The sequence below is a fragment of the Streptomyces sp. BK340 genome, assembly GCF_007827595.1.
Taxonomy (GTDB): domain Bacteria; phylum Actinomycetota; class Actinomycetes; order Streptomycetales; family Streptomycetaceae; genus Streptomyces.
In genome coordinates this window covers 479,804-494,122 of sequence record NZ_VISR01000001.1, presented here as the reverse complement: position 1 = coordinate 494,122, position 14,319 = coordinate 479,804, and the positions used below count along the sequence as shown (strand labels likewise).

General features: G+C 72.9%; 16 protein-coding genes. 8 read left to right on the top strand and 8 right to left on the bottom strand.

What is annotated here, in order from left to right; all coding sequences use genetic code 11:
- The first annotated feature begins 8 nt into the window (after positions 1-8).
- The gene (locus FB157_RS02330; protein ID WP_145875384.1) at positions 9-773 is read left to right on the top strand and encodes a hypothetical protein; all 765 of its coding nucleotides are present in this window, start codon (positions 9-11) and stop codon (positions 771-773) included.
- Here the strand turns inward: FB157_RS02330 and FB157_RS47070 are convergent.
- Genes FB157_RS47070 through cobT form a run of 3 tightly spaced genes read right to left on the bottom strand, consistent with a single transcriptional unit; the run spans position 713 to position 4,362 of the window.
- Entirely contained in the window at positions 713-1,441 is a 729-nt protein-coding gene (locus FB157_RS47070) for a hypothetical protein (protein WP_186581290.1), read from the bottom strand. The two genes, FB157_RS02330 and FB157_RS47070, sit on opposite strands and share 61 nt — an antisense overlap.
- A gap of 24 nt (positions 1,442-1,465) precedes the next feature.
- Entirely contained in the window at positions 1,466-3,244 is a 1,779-nt protein-coding gene (locus FB157_RS02320; protein ID WP_145875382.1) for a phosphatidylglycerol lysyltransferase domain-containing protein, read from the bottom strand.
- A 53-nt stretch (positions 3,245-3,297) separates the two neighbouring features.
- Complete coding sequence (gene cobT, locus FB157_RS02315; RefSeq protein ID WP_145875380.1) at positions 3,298-4,362, bottom strand: nicotinate-nucleotide--dimethylbenzimidazole phosphoribosyltransferase; 1,065 nt, start codon at positions 4,360-4,362, stop codon at positions 3,298-3,300.
- Positions 4,363-4,495: 133 nt separating this feature from the next.
- Between cobT and FB157_RS02310 the strand changes: the two genes are divergently transcribed.
- Positions 4,496-5,485: a class I SAM-dependent methyltransferase gene (locus FB157_RS02310; RefSeq protein WP_145875379.1), complete on the top strand. Its 990-nt coding sequence runs from the start codon at positions 4,496-4,498 to the stop codon at positions 5,483-5,485.
- A gap of 362 nt (positions 5,486-5,847) precedes the next feature.
- Here the strand turns inward: FB157_RS02310 and FB157_RS02305 are convergent, their stop codons facing one another.
- Positions 5,848-7,050, bottom strand: a complete 1,203-nt coding sequence (locus FB157_RS02305) for a bifunctional adenosylcobinamide kinase/adenosylcobinamide-phosphate guanylyltransferase (protein WP_145875377.1) — start codon at positions 7,048-7,050, stop codon at positions 5,848-5,850.
- Between the two features lie 203 nt (positions 7,051-7,253).
- Here FB157_RS02305 and FB157_RS02300 point away from each other — a divergent pair, with 203 nt between their 5' ends.
- Complete coding sequence (locus FB157_RS02300; protein WP_145875375.1) at positions 7,254-7,466, top strand: hypothetical protein; 213 nt, start codon at positions 7,254-7,256, stop codon at positions 7,464-7,466.
- Between the two features lie 48 nt (positions 7,467-7,514).
- On the opposite strand, the gene FB157_RS02295 is transcribed toward FB157_RS02300, so the two are convergent.
- The 3 genes from FB157_RS02295 to FB157_RS02285 form a co-directional block, all read right to left on the bottom strand.
- Entirely contained in the window at positions 7,515-8,585 is a 1,071-nt protein-coding gene (locus FB157_RS02295) for a S1C family serine protease (RefSeq protein WP_145875373.1), read from the bottom strand.
- Between the two features lie 92 nt (positions 8,586-8,677).
- Positions 8,678-9,379, bottom strand: a complete 702-nt coding sequence (locus FB157_RS02290; RefSeq protein ID WP_145875372.1) for a bifunctional 2-polyprenyl-6-hydroxyphenol methylase/3-demethylubiquinol 3-O-methyltransferase UbiG — start codon at positions 9,377-9,379, stop codon at positions 8,678-8,680.
- Between the two features lie 83 nt (positions 9,380-9,462).
- Positions 9,463-10,089, bottom strand: a complete 627-nt coding sequence (locus tag FB157_RS02285) for a DUF3043 domain-containing protein (RefSeq protein ID WP_186581289.1) — start codon at positions 10,087-10,089, stop codon at positions 9,463-9,465.
- A gap of 279 nt (positions 10,090-10,368) precedes the next feature.
- On the opposite strand from FB157_RS02285, the gene FB157_RS02280 reads away from it, so the two are divergent.
- The 3 genes from FB157_RS02280 to FB157_RS49370 are packed head-to-tail and all read left to right on the top strand — an operon-like array spanning position 10,369 to position 11,956.
- The gene (locus tag FB157_RS02280) at positions 10,369-11,160 is read left to right on the top strand and encodes a PspA/IM30 family protein (protein WP_145875368.1); all 792 of its coding nucleotides are present in this window, start codon (positions 10,369-10,371) and stop codon (positions 11,158-11,160) included.
- Between the two features lie 34 nt (positions 11,161-11,194).
- Complete coding sequence (locus FB157_RS02275) at positions 11,195-11,473, top strand: PspA-associated protein PspAA (protein WP_145875366.1); 279 nt, start codon at positions 11,195-11,197, stop codon at positions 11,471-11,473.
- 57 nt (positions 11,474-11,530) lie between these two features.
- Positions 11,531-11,956, top strand: a complete 426-nt coding sequence (locus FB157_RS49370; protein WP_186581288.1) for a hypothetical protein — start codon at positions 11,531-11,533, stop codon at positions 11,954-11,956.
- Here the strand turns inward: FB157_RS49370 and FB157_RS49365 are convergent.
- Positions 11,920-12,264 carry a hypothetical protein gene (locus FB157_RS49365; protein WP_186581287.1) on the bottom strand — a complete coding sequence of 115 codons (345 nt, stop codon included), beginning with the start codon at positions 12,262-12,264 and terminating at the stop codon, positions 11,920-11,922. The two genes, FB157_RS49370 and FB157_RS49365, sit on opposite strands and share 37 nt — an antisense overlap.
- A gap of 26 nt (positions 12,265-12,290) precedes the next feature.
- Between FB157_RS49365 and FB157_RS02265 the strand changes: the two genes are divergently transcribed.
- Positions 12,291-13,511, top strand: coding sequence for a sensor histidine kinase (locus FB157_RS02265; protein ID WP_145875365.1), 1,221 nt, complete (start codon positions 12,291-12,293; stop codon positions 13,509-13,511).
- Complete coding sequence (locus tag FB157_RS02260; RefSeq protein WP_145875363.1) at positions 13,508-14,188, top strand: response regulator transcription factor; 681 nt, start codon at positions 13,508-13,510, stop codon at positions 14,186-14,188. The genes FB157_RS02265 and FB157_RS02260 overlap by 4 nt, the downstream gene beginning before the upstream one ends.
- Positions 14,189-14,319: the final 131 nt, after the last annotated feature.

Here is a 14,319-nt window from a genome sequence, read left to right as displayed (position 1 = left end):
GTGCGCACATGGGGCACTGGTGGGAGCGGAACATCGTGGAGCCGGGGAAGCTTCCGCTGCTGCTGGCTCTGACGGCCTTCGTCGTCACCTTCCTCGTCACGCGTGTGATCGTCCGGCTGATCCGGGCCGGCAAGGGCCCCTTCGGCAACGTCAAGGCGGGCGGGCTGCACATCCACCACGTGGTCCCCGGGGTCGTCCTCACCGTCGTCGGCGGCTTCGGCGCCGTCGCCAGCGACCGGCACGGCGCGGCCGCGGCAGTCTCCGCCGTCGTCTTCGGCATGGGGACGGGGCTCGTCCTGGACGAGTTCGCGCTGATCCTGCACCTCGACGACGTCTACTGGACCGAGGAGGGCCGCAAGAGCGTCGAGGTCGTCGTGCTCACCGCGGCCCTCGTCGGCCTGCTGCTCGCCGGGTTCGCGCCGTTCGGCGTCAACGACCTGTCCCCGGAGGAACTCCAGGACCGGGGCACTGTCATCGCCAACATCGCGGGGAACTTCCTCCTGTCCCTGATCGCCCTGAGCAAGGGCAAGACCCGGGTCGCGATCTTCGGCGTGATCGTGCCGCTGGTCGCGCTGGTCGGTGCCGTCCGGCTGGCCCGCCCCGACTCGCCCTGGGCCCGCCGCTTCTACGGCCGCCGCCCCCGCGCCCGCGCCCGGGCGACCCTGCGCGCCTACCACCACGACCGCCGCTGGGCCGGGCCCCGCCGCGCCCTTCAGGACTGGATCGGCGGCAAGCCCGACCCGCGCCCGGTCCGCCTGCCCGACCGCCACTGACGGCGCCACGGCGGCCACTGGTGCCGGTGCCGCACCGCCGCCAGCAGGCACAGCGTCCCCACCCCCATCAGCGCGGCCAGATGCTCCTTGCCCGCCAGGTTCTCCTTGAGCAGCACCTCGACCACCATCGACATGGTCACCGCGCCCGCCGTCACATAGGCGCCGTACCGCCAGCTCACATAGACGGCGAGCCCCACCACGGCCGCCGACGGGCCGGTGTCCACGACCTGCGCGTCCGTCCAGGGCAGACCGAACGGGGCATGCGCGCCGAGCGCGATGCCCAGGCGCGCGAACAGCGTCCCGGCGAGCGTGGCCACGTACGCGATGGCCAGCGTCCGCCACCAGCCCAGGCACACCTCGGCGATGCCGAACACGAACAGGATCTGCGCGAGCGCCCCCCACACGGGCAGGTCCAGCGCCGGGACGAACAGCGACAGGGGAGTGCGCAGCAGCGCAAGCCCCAGCGGGTCCTGGGCCCGTACGGCTCCCGTCTCCTGCACGATCTGGTAGCCCCACGGCCGGTTCTGCACGAACTGCAGCAGCGCGGTCAGGCACACCACCGTCAGCGTCATGGGGGTCACCCGCCAGCGGTGTTTGAGCAGGGGGTCGCGCACGGTGACGTACAACAGCCCCCACTCGGCACGGGCCCAGCGGGCGAGCGTCCTCATCAGACGTTCCTCATCAGACGTTCCTCAACGGTGCGTGTCCAGGTGCCTGCGGTGCAGCCACTTCGGCAGCCCCGGCGCCTCCAGGAAGCCCTCCGCGCGCGCCGACGCGAGGCCGATGCGCGGCAGGTCCGCGCTCTTCTCGAAGAGCAGGAACCGCGGCTCCCAGATGGGCCGGTACTTGGCGTTGGCGCGGTACAGCGACTCGATCTGCCACCAGCGGGAGAAGAAGCTGAGCAGCGACCGCCACAGCCTCAGCACCGGTCCGGCACCGAGGCGCGCCCCACGTTCGAAGACTGATCGGAACATGGCGAAGTTGAGTGAGACCTGGGTGATCTCGATCTCGTGGGCCCGGCGCAGGAGTTCGATGACCATGAACTCCATCAGCCCGTTGTCGCAGTCCCGGTCCCGTCGCATCAGGTCCAGGGACAGCCCGTGCGGCCCCCAGGGGACGAAGGAGAGCAGCGCGCGCAGTTTCCCGTCGGCGTCCGTGCACTCCAGCATCACGCACCGGCCGTCCTCGGGGTCCCCGAGCCGCCCGAGAGCCATGCTGAACCCGCGTTCGGTCGCGCCGTCCCGCCAGTCGTCGGCACGCTCGAGGAGATACGCCATCTCGTCTGCCGGGATGTCCGCGTGCCGCCGGATGCGCACCCGGTACCCGGCCCGCTTCACCCGGTTGTACGCCTGCCGCACGGTGCGCATCGCCCGCCCCTCCAGGGTGAACTCGGCCACCTCCACTAGCGCCTCGTCACCGAGTTCCAGCGCGTCCAGGCCGTGCCGGGCGTAGACCGTCCCCGCTTCCTCGCTCGCCCCCATCACCGCCGGGATCCACCCGTGCGCCCGCGCCTCCACCAGCCAGGGCGCGATCGCCCCGGGCCACGCCTCCGGATCGCCCAGCGGATCCCCGGAGGCCAGGCTCACCCCGCCGACGACGCGGTAGGCGACGGCCGCCTTCCCGGTCGGCGACCACACCACGCTCTTCTCCCGGCGCAGCGCGAAGTAGCCGAGCGAGTCCCGCTCGCCGTGCCGCTCCAGCAGCACCCGCAGCCGCTTCTCGTCGTCCTCGGTGAGCGGGTCGACGGCCCGCCGGGACCGGAAGGCGGCGTAGAACACGGCGAGGACGAGCAGCGTGCTGATCACGTTGACCGCCACGTTGGCCCAGTTGGGCGGGTCGATGCCGGGGAAGCGGGATTCCTCGGCGGCCACCGACACCAGCCGCAGGGTGCCGTAGTGCCAGCGCTCCAGGAACGTCGAACGGGCCGCGTCCGGGGCCGTGTTGGTGACGGTGATCAGCAGCCCGGCGAGCAGCGAGGCGACGAGCCCGCCGCCGACGGCGACGGTCGCGGCGAGCCGTGGGTTGGACCGGTCACCCTTCGCGTAGAACTCGCGGCGCCCGATCAGCAGTGCGCCGACGAAGGCGGCCGTCAGCACCAGGGAGACCCAGTTCTGTGCGTGCCGCCGGATCTCCGGGAACGCCATGGCGAACGCGAACAGGGCCAGGAACGAGCCGCTCAGCACCAGGTTCAGGATCCACGCGGCCCGCTTGCGCCGGCGCATGGTGATCGCCAGGAACGCGGTGAACACGCCCGAGGCGAAGCCGGCCGTCAGCAGGTACGGCGTGAAGTAGTTCTCCTGGTTGTGCCGGCGCACGTCCTGGCCCAGTGAGACCCAGACCGCGCTGAGGAAGTTGATGAAGGCGACGGCCCGCAGATACCAGACGGCGAAGGCGGCGCCCCGACGGGAGACCCCGCTGGACCGCCGCTCCGGCTCGGCACGCTGCTCCACGGCAATTCGGGCATCTCCCATGGAGGAGGATCATATGGGGGCTGCCCCGGCGAACCATTCTTTTCCGGCTGCGGCTACTCCTTCTCCTCCGCCGCCTCCCGCTCGGGAAGCTCCGCGGCCAGCGCCGCCGCGGCCTGGACCAGCGGGAGCGACAGCAGCGCGCCCACGCCCTCGCCGACCTTCACGCCCTGCTCGAGCAGCGGCTCCAGCGCCATCCGGTCCAGTGCCTTCGCCTGGCCCGGCTCCCCGCTGTCGTGCCCGGCCAGCCACCAGTCCGGCGCGCGGAACGCGACCCGCTGGGCGACCAGCGCACACGCGGCGGCCACCACGCCGTCCAGGATCACCGGCAACTTCCGCACCGCGCACTGCAACAGGAACCCGGTCATCGCGGCCAGATCGGCCCCGCCCACGGTCGCGAGCAGCTGCAACTGGTCCCCGAGCACCGGCCGCGCCCGCCGCAGCGCGTCCCGGATCGCCGCACACTTGCGCATCCACGCCAGGTCGTCGACGGCGCGCCCGCCCCGCCCGGTCACCACGGAGGCGTCGGTCCCGCACAGCGCGGCGATCAGCACCGCGGCCGCCGTGGTCCCGCCGACGCTCACATCGCCGAGCACCACCAGGTCCGTGCCCGAGTCGGCCTCCTCGTCGGCGACCGCCACCCCTGCCCGGAAGGCCGCCTCGGCCTCGTCGGCGGTCAGCGCGTCCTCGATGTCGATACGACCGCTGCCGCGCCGCACCCGGTGCCGCACGACCTCCTCCGGGAAGGCCTCCGGCGGGCAGTCCAGAGCCATGTCCACGACCCGCACGGGCACATCGAGCCGGCGCGCGAGCACCGACACCGGGGCGGCGCCCTCCAGCACCGCCCGCACCAGCTCGTCGGCGCTGCCCGCGGGCCGTGCGGAGACACCGAGTTCGGCGATCCCGTGGTCGCCCGCGAAGAGAATCACCCGCGGCCGTTCGACCGGCCGTACCGGTACGGCACCCTGTGCGGCGGCCAGCCACTCGCCCAGCTCGTCCAGGCGCCCGAGCGAGCCGGGCGGCACGATCTGGCGCTCCCGGCGGGCCTCGGCGTCACGGCGCACGCCCCCGTCCGGGCGCTCGATCAGATCGGTGAAGTCGTCCAGATTAAGGCTGCTCATTCGCCGAACAGTACCGCCCGTCAACGAACACCTCCGCGCCACACCGCCACCTCATGGTCACGACGTCTTTGCACCCGGGAGGGGTATCCCATACGTTCCGGTTTGCAGTGGATTGTCGCCCATGGAGTCGCCCATGCAGACCTCGCCCCTCGCCCCCCAGGTCATCGAGCCGCGCGACCCCTTCCAGGAGCCGCGCCGCGAGGACTGCCCCTGGTGCGGTTCCCCTCGGCTGCGGACCCGGCTGCGGGCCCCCGACCCGCTGCGGCAGCGGCCGGGCACCTTCGCCCTCGACGAGTGCGGCGACTGCGCGCACGTCTTCCAGAACCCCCGGCTCACGGCGGAGGGATTCGCCTTCTACCACCGGGACTTCTACGAGAGGCAGCTGGCGGAGTTCACCGAGCGCGTCCTCTCCGACCGCGCGGTCCGCCGCAGGCACCGCTCCGCCGCCTTCGCGCTGTCGGCGCTGCGCGAACCGGAGAGCTGGCTGGACGTGGGCACCGGGCACGCCCGCTTCCCCGAGGCGGCGAAGGAGTTCTTCCCCTACACCAGCTTCGACGGCCTGGACCCGACGGCCCGGGTGGAACAGGCCCTGATGGAGAGCCGGGTGGAGGAGGCCCACCGCGGCTGTCTCACCACCCCGGGACTGGCGGCCCGCCTGCGCTCCCGCTACGACGTGGTCAGCATGTTCCACCACCTGGAGCACGCCCCCGACCCACGCGCCGAACTACGCGCCGCGCTCACCGTGCTGCGTCCCGGCGGCCACCTCGTCGTCGAAGTCCCCGACCCGCAGAGCGCGTTCGCCGCCCTCCTCGGCAAGCGGTGGCTCCCCTACGGCCAGCCCCGCCATCTCCACCTGCCGCCCCTGCCCAACCTCCGCGCCGAACTGGAGTCCCGGGGCTGCACGATCCTCGTCACCGACCGCAGGGCACCCCACGTCCCCTACGACCTCTCGGCGGCCCTCTCCCTGACCCTCGCCCATCTCCACCCCCTCCTCAGGGCCATGGCCGCCCCGGTGCTCGACGTGGCCGCGATCCTGGACCACGTCCTGGCCCCCCTGGCCCCCCACCTCGGGCTCTCCAACGCGTACCGCCTGGTGGCCCGGAAGGACAGCCGGCCCGCCTAGGCCCTGTCGTCAAATTCCCGTCTGCCCCACGACGCCTGGCACGCACTCTCGCCGCACCGGGCGAAAGCCCAAGTACGTCCAGTACGAGGACTTCCGCCCGGCACGCCGAGAGCACGCACCAGACGCCGCGAGGCCGCCCTTCGGGCGACGACGGGAATTTGACGACAGGACCTAGGGGGTTTCGTTCGGTTCAGCCCGGGGCCGAGGCGTCCGGCACGGCACCTCGCCGCGTTGTCGGACCACCGGGGTACGCCCAGTACGCGGGTGCTCCTCCGCCCTGCGATGCACCGCACCGGACGCCGCGGCCCGATCCGACCTGATCCGAACGAAACCCCCTGGCCGCGGGCAGCCGTGCCGCGCCCTCAACCCCGCAGCACCACGGCCTGCCCGGCGACGACCAGCAGCACCTGCTCGCACTCCGTCGCGAACGCCGAGTTCAGCCGCCCGAGTTCATCCCGGTACCGCCGCCCGGACGCGGTGGCAGGCACGATCCCCGACCCCACCTCGTTGGACACCGCCACCACGGTCCGCCGAGTGGCCCGCACCGCCTCCGTCAGCTCCCGCACCCGCTCGCGCAGCGCCTTCTCCCCGCCCCCGGCCCACTCCGCGTCGTCCCACGCCCCCACGGCGTCCATGGCATCCGTCAGCCACAGCGACAGACAGTCGATCAGCACCGGCGGCCCGTCCACGGTCAGCAGCGGCACCAGATCGGTCGTCTCCGTCGTACGCCACGACCCCGGCCGCCGCTCCCGGTGCACGGCCACCCGGTCCGCCCACTCGGTGTCCCCGCCCCGCGTCCCGCCCGTCGCCACGTACAGCACCTCCGGGAAGGACTCCAGCCGCCGCTCGGCCTCCACGGACTTGCCCGAGCGCGCCCCGCCCAGCACCAGCGTCCGGCGCGGCACGTCCGGGACGTCCTCGTACACGCCGGCCAGCAGCGTCGTACCGTCCGGCACCGCCCGCGCCCCGGCCGCCGCGAGCCGGCGGCGCAACTCCGGGCCCTGCGGCACGTCGTGGTCGAGATGGACGGCGACGACGTCCGTGGTCGGCCCCACCGAACCGACCGCCCGCAGCCGGGCCAGCGCGTCCGGGCGTCCCACGACATCGGCGAGGACGATCTGGTACGTCTCCGCCGGCACCCCCTCCAGACCGGCCGGCGCCCCGCCCGGCGGCAGGTACAGCAGCCGCTGCCCGTCCGGCCCGGTCACCGCGTACCCGGTGCCGCCCGCGTCCATCGCCACGGCCCGCACCCGATGCCCCGTCAGCAGTGCCAACTCCCGCCCGTCCGGCACCCGCCCGGGCTGCGGCAGCCCGGCCGGCACCTCCACCGCCGGGCCGTCGTGCGGATGGGACAGCAGCACCTGCCGCACCCCGCTCAGCGAATGCCCCGACCGCGCGGCCGCGAACGCCGCCCCTGGCGTCAGGTCGAGGAGCAGCGTCCCGTCCACGAGCAGCGCGGTGGCCGCCCGCGTGTCCGGCCCGAGTGCCGTCGCGCAGACGGCACAGGGACAGTCGAGGCGGGGGAGTCCCGCGGGGGCACCGGTACCGAGCAGAGTCACTTCCACGAGATCGATTTTCCCTTGCCCGAGCAGGTATCGCGCTCCTGGCAGCCCCGAAGGGGCACCAGTGAAGGGGCGCGGGGCCGTGCGGCTCCGCCGCGTGGGCGCGACCGGCCCCCACCGGCCAGCAGGTGATCCACAGCATCTAACGGCCGACCCGGCGGAGCGAATACGCTTCCGGGGCAGAGTTGGATCAAAGGGAGGCCCACATGACGGCATGGACGTGGCGGTTCGAGACGGCCGACGGGACGGAGGTCCAGCCCGCGGTGCAGCCGGAGGAGTTCACCACGCAGGGGGACGCCGAGTCCTGGATCGGGGAGCACTGGAAGGCCCTCAAGGAGGGCGGCGCGGACCAGGTGCGGCTGTTCGAGGAGACCACCGAGATCTACGGCCCGATGAGCCTGCACGCCGACGAGGCGTAACCCGATCGGGGGGTGAGGAGTGGCCGCCCTCGCCAGTGGCCGCCCTCCTCACACCTCGCCCAGCGTCACCTCCACTGTCTTCTCGACGCCGTCACGCTGGTAGGTCACCGTCGTCTTCTGCCCCGGCCGCAGAGCAGCCAGCGCCTCGGACAGCTCCGTGGTGGTGGTCACCGGGGCCCTGCCCAGCCTGGTGATCACATCACCGGCCCGCAGCCCCGCCCGGCCGGCCGCGCCGCCGCTGCTGACGGCGACCACCGCGGCCCCGGCCGGCTGGTAGCTGTCGTCCAGGACCGTCCGCGCGGAGACGCCGAGCGCGGCCCGCCCCGAGTCGACGACCTTGCCGCTCCTGATGATCTGGTCGGCGACCGTCCGCACCATCGACGCCGGGATGGCGAACCCGATGCCGGGCGCCGCGCCGCCACTGAGGTTCGGGTCGGTGGCGGCCAGCGTCGGGATGCCGATGATCTCCCCGTCCAGGTTGACCAGGGCGCCCCCGCTGTTGCCCGGGTTGATGTCGGCCGACGTCTGCACCATGTTCGCGATGGTCGCGCCCGTACCCCCGCCCGCGCTGCCCTCGCTGACGGTCCGTCCGGTCGCCGAGACGATGCCCTGGGTCACGCTGGACGACAGCCCGAGCGGCGAGCCCATCGCCAGCACGATGTGACCGACCTGCACCTTCTCGGAGTTCCCGAACGCCGCCGCCCGCAGCCCGGCCGGCACCCTGTCGAGCTTGATCACCGCGAGGTCCTGGTCCGGGTAGGAGTACACCAGGCTCGCGGTGAGCGGCTCCTCGCTGCTGGCCGTGGTCACCTTGAAGGTCTTCTCGGTGCCGACCACGTGCGCGTTGGTGACGATGTGCCCCTGGTCGTCGTACACCACCCCGGAGCCCAGGTCCTGGCTCGCCTGGATCTGCACGACCGACGGCAGCACCCGCTTGATGACCTTCAGGTACTGGTTCTGCAGGTCGTTCACGGACAGGGGGAGGGCCGCCCGGGCGGTCGCGCCGTCCTGCTTCGCCGACGAGCCCGGGGCCGTACAGCCGGCCGCCACGAGCGCGGCGGCGACGAGCAGCGGGACGACGGTGCCCCGCCTGAGGGCACGGGTACGGGGAGCGTCCATGCCCCGAGTGTCCCTTCGGGGTGAATGTACGGACTTGTCGTGTACGTCCGAACGGACTCAGACCGTACTCCCCGTACTCCGCGGGGCCTGACTCAGCCCCGTACCCCGCACAGATGCAGCAGCGCCGCGACCCCCCGGTACGGATCCGTCCGCCCGGCCCGCTCCTCGGCGGCCAGCAGCGTCTCCAGGTCGTCCGGTATCCGCGCGTCGTCCGCCGCCGTGTCGGTGAAGATCCGTACGCCGTACCAGGCGTGCAGCGGGGCGCCGATACCGGCGAGCGTGGCGGTGAGCGCCGAGAGACGGTCCGCCCGTACGTCCAGGCCGAGGCGGTTGCGGTAGGTGGTGGTGTCGAAGGCGGCCAGCGCGCCCGCCCAGTCACCGGACAGGCCCGGCCGCACGGCGAGCGCGTCGCCGTTGCGCACCAGCAGGGACAGCAGTCCGCCCGGCGCGAGCATCCGGGCCAGACCCGCCACCAGCGGGTCGGGCTCCTCGACGTACATCAGGACCCCGTGGCACAGCACCACGTCGAAACTGCCGGGCAGGAAGTGCACACCGGTGTCCCGGCCGTCACCCTGCACCAGCCGGACCCGCTCGCGGATGCCGTCCGGCTCACCGGCGAGCGCCTCGCGCGCGGCCGCGATCATCGTCGCGTCCTGCTCGACACCGGTCACCTGGTGGCCGAGCCGGGCCAGCCGCAGCGCCTGCGTGCCCTGGCCCATCCCCACGTCGAGCACGCGAAGGCGCTGCCCCACCGGGAACCGCCCGGCTATCTGCTCGTCGAGCTGCCGGGCCACCAGCTCCTGTCGTACGACATCACGCAGCCCGCCCAGCTTGTTCAGCCAGGCGTCTGCCGCGCCCCCGGTGAATGCCTTTGCGCTCAGGGCCGCTCTCCGCGCTTGACCTGCGGCTTCGGCAGCCGGAGCCGGCGCATCTGGAGGGAGCGCATCAGGGCGTAGGCGACGGCGCCACGGCGGTTCTGGTCGGGGAAGCGCTCGGCCAGCCGCTTCTTCAGCCGGAAGCCGCTGACGGCCGCGTCGAGCACGATCAGCACGATCACGATCAGCCACAGCAGCAGCGCGACGTTCTGGATCGCCGGCACCCGCACCACGCTGAGCACCAGGATGACCACGGCCAGCGGCAGGAAGAACTCCGCCACGTTGAACCGAGAGTCGACCCAGTCGCGCGCGAACCTGCGCACCGGACCCTTGTCCCGGGCGGGCAGGTAACGCTCGTCGCCGCCGGCGAGCGCCTGGCGCTGCCGTTCGAGCGCCTGCCGGCGCTCCTCGCGCTGACGCTTGGAGGCGTCCTTGCGCGTCATCGGCGTGTTGGCGACACTGCGGCGCTGGGACTGGGCCTCACTGCGCTTGGGCGTGGGCCTGCCTTTCGGGGCCTGCGGGTCACGGGGCTGCTTGGAGTCGGTCACCTGCGCCTTGTCGGCGGGGGCCTTCTCTTCCTTGGCACGGCTACGGAACACAAAACCCAAGGGTACGGGCTCCCCGGGCATGGACCCCAGTCCACCCGGGAACGATCCGGCAACACCGGGCGTCTGTAGGGGGACAGAGGGGACGTTGCAGACGCTTCATCCGGCCGTCACCGAAGGGTCCCGAGGAGCCCACCCCGAGGTCCACCTACTCCTCACGCCGGAGCGGTACCGTCCGCAGTCGTTCTTGGGGATGAGCTCATCACTCCCCGAACAGTGCGGTAATGGAGTCAGGGCCCGTACTGTGGGTTCTGTCGCAGGATCTGTGAGCTGGAGTCCGTCAGAAGGGGGCGCGCGAAGCCCATGAGCGGTGTCATGAAGCGTATGGGGATGATCTTCCGCGCGAAGGCGAACAAGGCCCTTGACCGGGCCGAGGACCCGCGCGAGACCCTCGATTACTCGTACCAGAAGCAGCTGGAGCTGCTGCAGAAGGTGCGCCGCGGTGTGGCCGACGTGGCGACCTCCCGCAAGCGCCTGGAACTCCAGCTCAACCAGTTGCAGCAGCAGTCCTCCAAGCTGGAGGACCAGGGCCGCAAGGCGCTCGCGCTCGGCCGTGAGGACCTGGCCCGGGAGGCGCTGTCCCGCCGTGCCGCCCTCCAGCAGCAGGTCACGGACCTCGAGACGCAGCACGCGACCCTCCAGGGCGAGGAGGAGAAGCTCACCCTCGCGGCCCAGCGCCTGCAGGCCAAGGTGGACGCCTTCCGTACGAAGAAGGAGACCATCAAGGCCACCTACACCGCCGCCCAGGCCCAGACCCGCATCGGCGAGGCCTTCACCGGCATCTCCGAGGAGATGGGCGACGTCGGCCTGGCCATCCAGCGCGCCGAGGACAAGACCGCCCAGCTCCAGGCCCGGGCCGGCGCCATCGACGAGCTGCTCGCTTCCGGCGCCCTGGACGACCCCACCGGCATGGCCAAGGACGACCTCCAGGCCGAGCTGGACCGGATCTCCGGTGGTACGGATGTAGAGCTGGAACTGCAGCGCATGAAGGCGGAGCTGGCCGGAGGCTCGCCGCAGCAGGCGATCGAGGGCGGCAACGGCCAGGGGCAGTCCCAGCAGCAGCCGCAGGACACCCCGCGCTTCGACAAGCAGTAGCCGGGCGCCGGGACCCCGAGCCGAGGAGGCCGACGTGATCGTACGGATCATGGGGGAGGGCCAGGTGAAGCTGGACGACGCCCACTTCACCGAGCTGAACAAGCTGGACGACGACCTGCTGGCCGAGGTGCAGAGCGGCGACGACGCGGGCTTCCGCCGCACGCTCACCGCTCTCCTGGACGCCGTCCGCCGGCTCGGCACCCCGCTGCCGGACGATTCCCTGGAACCCTCGGAGCTGATCCTCCCGTCCCCGGACGCGACGCTCGCGGAGGTCCGGGAGCTGCTGAGCGACGACGGACTGATCCCGGGCTGAGCCCGGCCGGGGCCGGCTCGGGGTGAACCAGGCGGTGCGGGACTTCTGCCACTTCGGGTGGCTGAGGTCCTTCGCCGCGGTGGCGTCGCCGCAGAGCTCGGCGGCACCGTCGTCGGTGATCAGCCGCACCCGGCCGTCGGCGGCGTCCAGGCCGGTCACGGACACGACGGACTCCCGGGCCCCGGCGTCCGAGGCCGGCAGGTCCGGCACCTTCACCGGCCGGTGTCCCGCCACGCCGTCCCAGCCGTACAGGGCCCGCGGGCCGCTGTTGTCGTCGGCCGCCCAGGACCCGGCCAGGATCAGGAACCGGCCCTGGGTGCCTCGGCGCAGGTCACGGAGGGACAGCCCGCCGAGGTCCAGCTCGACGGGGGCGCCGAACGTGGCCTTCGTGCCGTGCCCACCTTGTCCATGTCGGTCACCGGCACGATCAGCGCCGTCCCGCCCGTCTACGGCGGCACTACCGGGGCGCGGAAGCCGACGTAGGCGGTGGGGGAGGAGCCCGGCGCGAACTCCAGGCCCTCCACGTCGAAGCCGTCCACCTGCCTCGGGGTCTGGCCGTCGGCCGTCCCCGCGGCGAAGCCGTAGCGGTCGCCGTTCGCCTCGTCCCAGGCCACCAGGTCGTCGCGCACGCTCTGCCCGGCGCTGCCGAAGGTGACCGAGGTGACCGAGGCGGCCGCGGCCGAGCCGGAGTCGGCGGTGGGGCCAACACCGGGCGTCCGGCCACCGTACGCCGCGCGAACAGCGCTCGACAGCCGGCGGCGGGTGAGCTGTGCCTCGCTCTGTTCCGGCACCCCGCCGGGCCCCGTACCCTCACCGGGTGAGCACTCTCGAACGCGCTCGGTGCAGCCTGAAGGCGCACCCCCTCGCGCTGGACGCGGCCATCGCGGCGGGCGTGCTGATGTGCATGGTGGCCGGCTCCTTCGTGGACCCCCGCGGGGAGAACGGCGTCAGCTGGGGCGTCCGCAGCCCGGACCCGCTCAGCCTGCTCCTGATGACCCTCGGCGCCGCCGCCCTCGTCTTCCGCCGCCGCGCGCCCAAGACGGTCCTCGCCGTCACCGGCACCCTCGCCCTGATCGAGTGCGTCACCGGCGACCCGCGCGCACCGGTCGCCATGTCCGCCGTGGTCGCCCTCTACACCGTCGCCTCGGCCACCGACCGCACCACGACCTGGCGCGTGGGCCTGCTCACCATGACCGTGCTGACCGCCGCCGCCATGCTCGGCGGCCCCCTGCCCTGGTACGCGCAGGAGAACCTTGGCGTGCTCGCCTGGACCGGCATCGGCGCCACCGCCGGGGACGCGGTGCGCAGCCGCCGCGCGGTCGTCCAGGCCATGCGGGAGCGCGCCGAGCGGGCCGAGCGCACCCGCGAGGAGGAGGCCCGCCGCCGGGTCGCCGAGGAGCGGCTGCGCATCGCCCGCGATCTGCACGACGTCGTCGCCCACCACATCGCGCTGGTCAACGTGCAGGCCGGAGTCGCCGCCCACGTCATGGACCGACGGCCCGACCAGGCCAAGGAGGCCCTCGCCCACGTCCGCGAGGCCAGCCGCTCCGCGCTGGACGAACTGCGCGCCACCGTCGGCCTGCTCCGTCAGTCCGGCGATCCCGAGGCCCCCACCGAGCCCGCACCCGGCCTCAGCCGTCTGGAGGACCTCGCCGGCACCTTCCGCAGCGCCGGACTCCCCGTCGAGGTGGCCCGCACCGACCACGGCACCGAGCTCCCGGCCGCCGTCGACCTGGCCGCCTACCGGATCGTCCAGGAGGCCCTGACCAACGTGCAGAAGCACGCGGGCACCGACGCCAAGGCCGAGGTCAGCGTCGTACGCGTCGGACCGAACATCGAGGTCACCGTCCTGGACGACGGCTCGGGCGAGGCCGCCGAACCCGGGGCCGGCGGCGGGCACGGGCTGCTCGGCATGCGCGAGCGGGTCACCGCGCTGCGTGGCACCCTCACCACCGGACCCCGCTACGGCGGCGGCTTCCGCGTCCATGCGATCCTGCCGGTCCAGACCCGTACGACGGCACCGGGAGGGCCCGCATGACGATCCGTGTCCTGCTCGCCGACGACCAGGCACTGCTGCGCAGCGCGTTCCGGGTGCTGGTCGACTCCGAGCCCGACATGGAGGTCGTCGGGGAGGCCTCCGACGGTGCCGAGGCGGTCCGGCTGGCCAAGGAGCACGGCCCCGACATCGTCCTCATGGACATCCGGATGCCCGGCACCGACGGCCTCGCCGCCACCCGTCTGATCAGCGCCGACCCGGCGCTCGCCCACGTCCGCGTGGTCATCCTGACGACCTTCGAGGTCGACGACTACGTGGTGCAGTCCCTGCGCGCCGGGGCCTCCGGCTTCCTCGGCAAGGGCAGCGAGCCCGAGGAGCTGCTGAACGCCATCCGGGTCGCCGCGGGCGGCGAGGCGCTGCTGTCCCCGGCCGCGACCAAGGGCCTGATCGCGCGCTTCCTCGCCCAGGGCGACGGCGACGACGGCCGCGACCCCGCCCGCTCGGAGCGCCTCGACGCGCTCACCGGCCGGGAGCGGGAGGTGCTCGTCCAGGTCGCCGGCGGCCACTCCAACGACGAGATCGCCGAACGCCTGGAAGTCAGCCCGCTGACGGTGAAGACGCACGTCAACCGGGCCATGGCCAAGCTGGGCGCCCGGGACAGGGCTCAGCTCGTCGTCATCGCGTACGAGTCGGGACTGGTACGTCCGAGGACGGACTGATCTCCACCCGCGCGTACTGCGCGCGGAGTAGGGCCCGGATAAGGAACGGGACCTGGGGCCTACGAATTCGTCCTCCGGCATGGCTCAGGGTGTTGGGGTGGGCGCTCACACGTGCACGCCCCGCAGCAGGT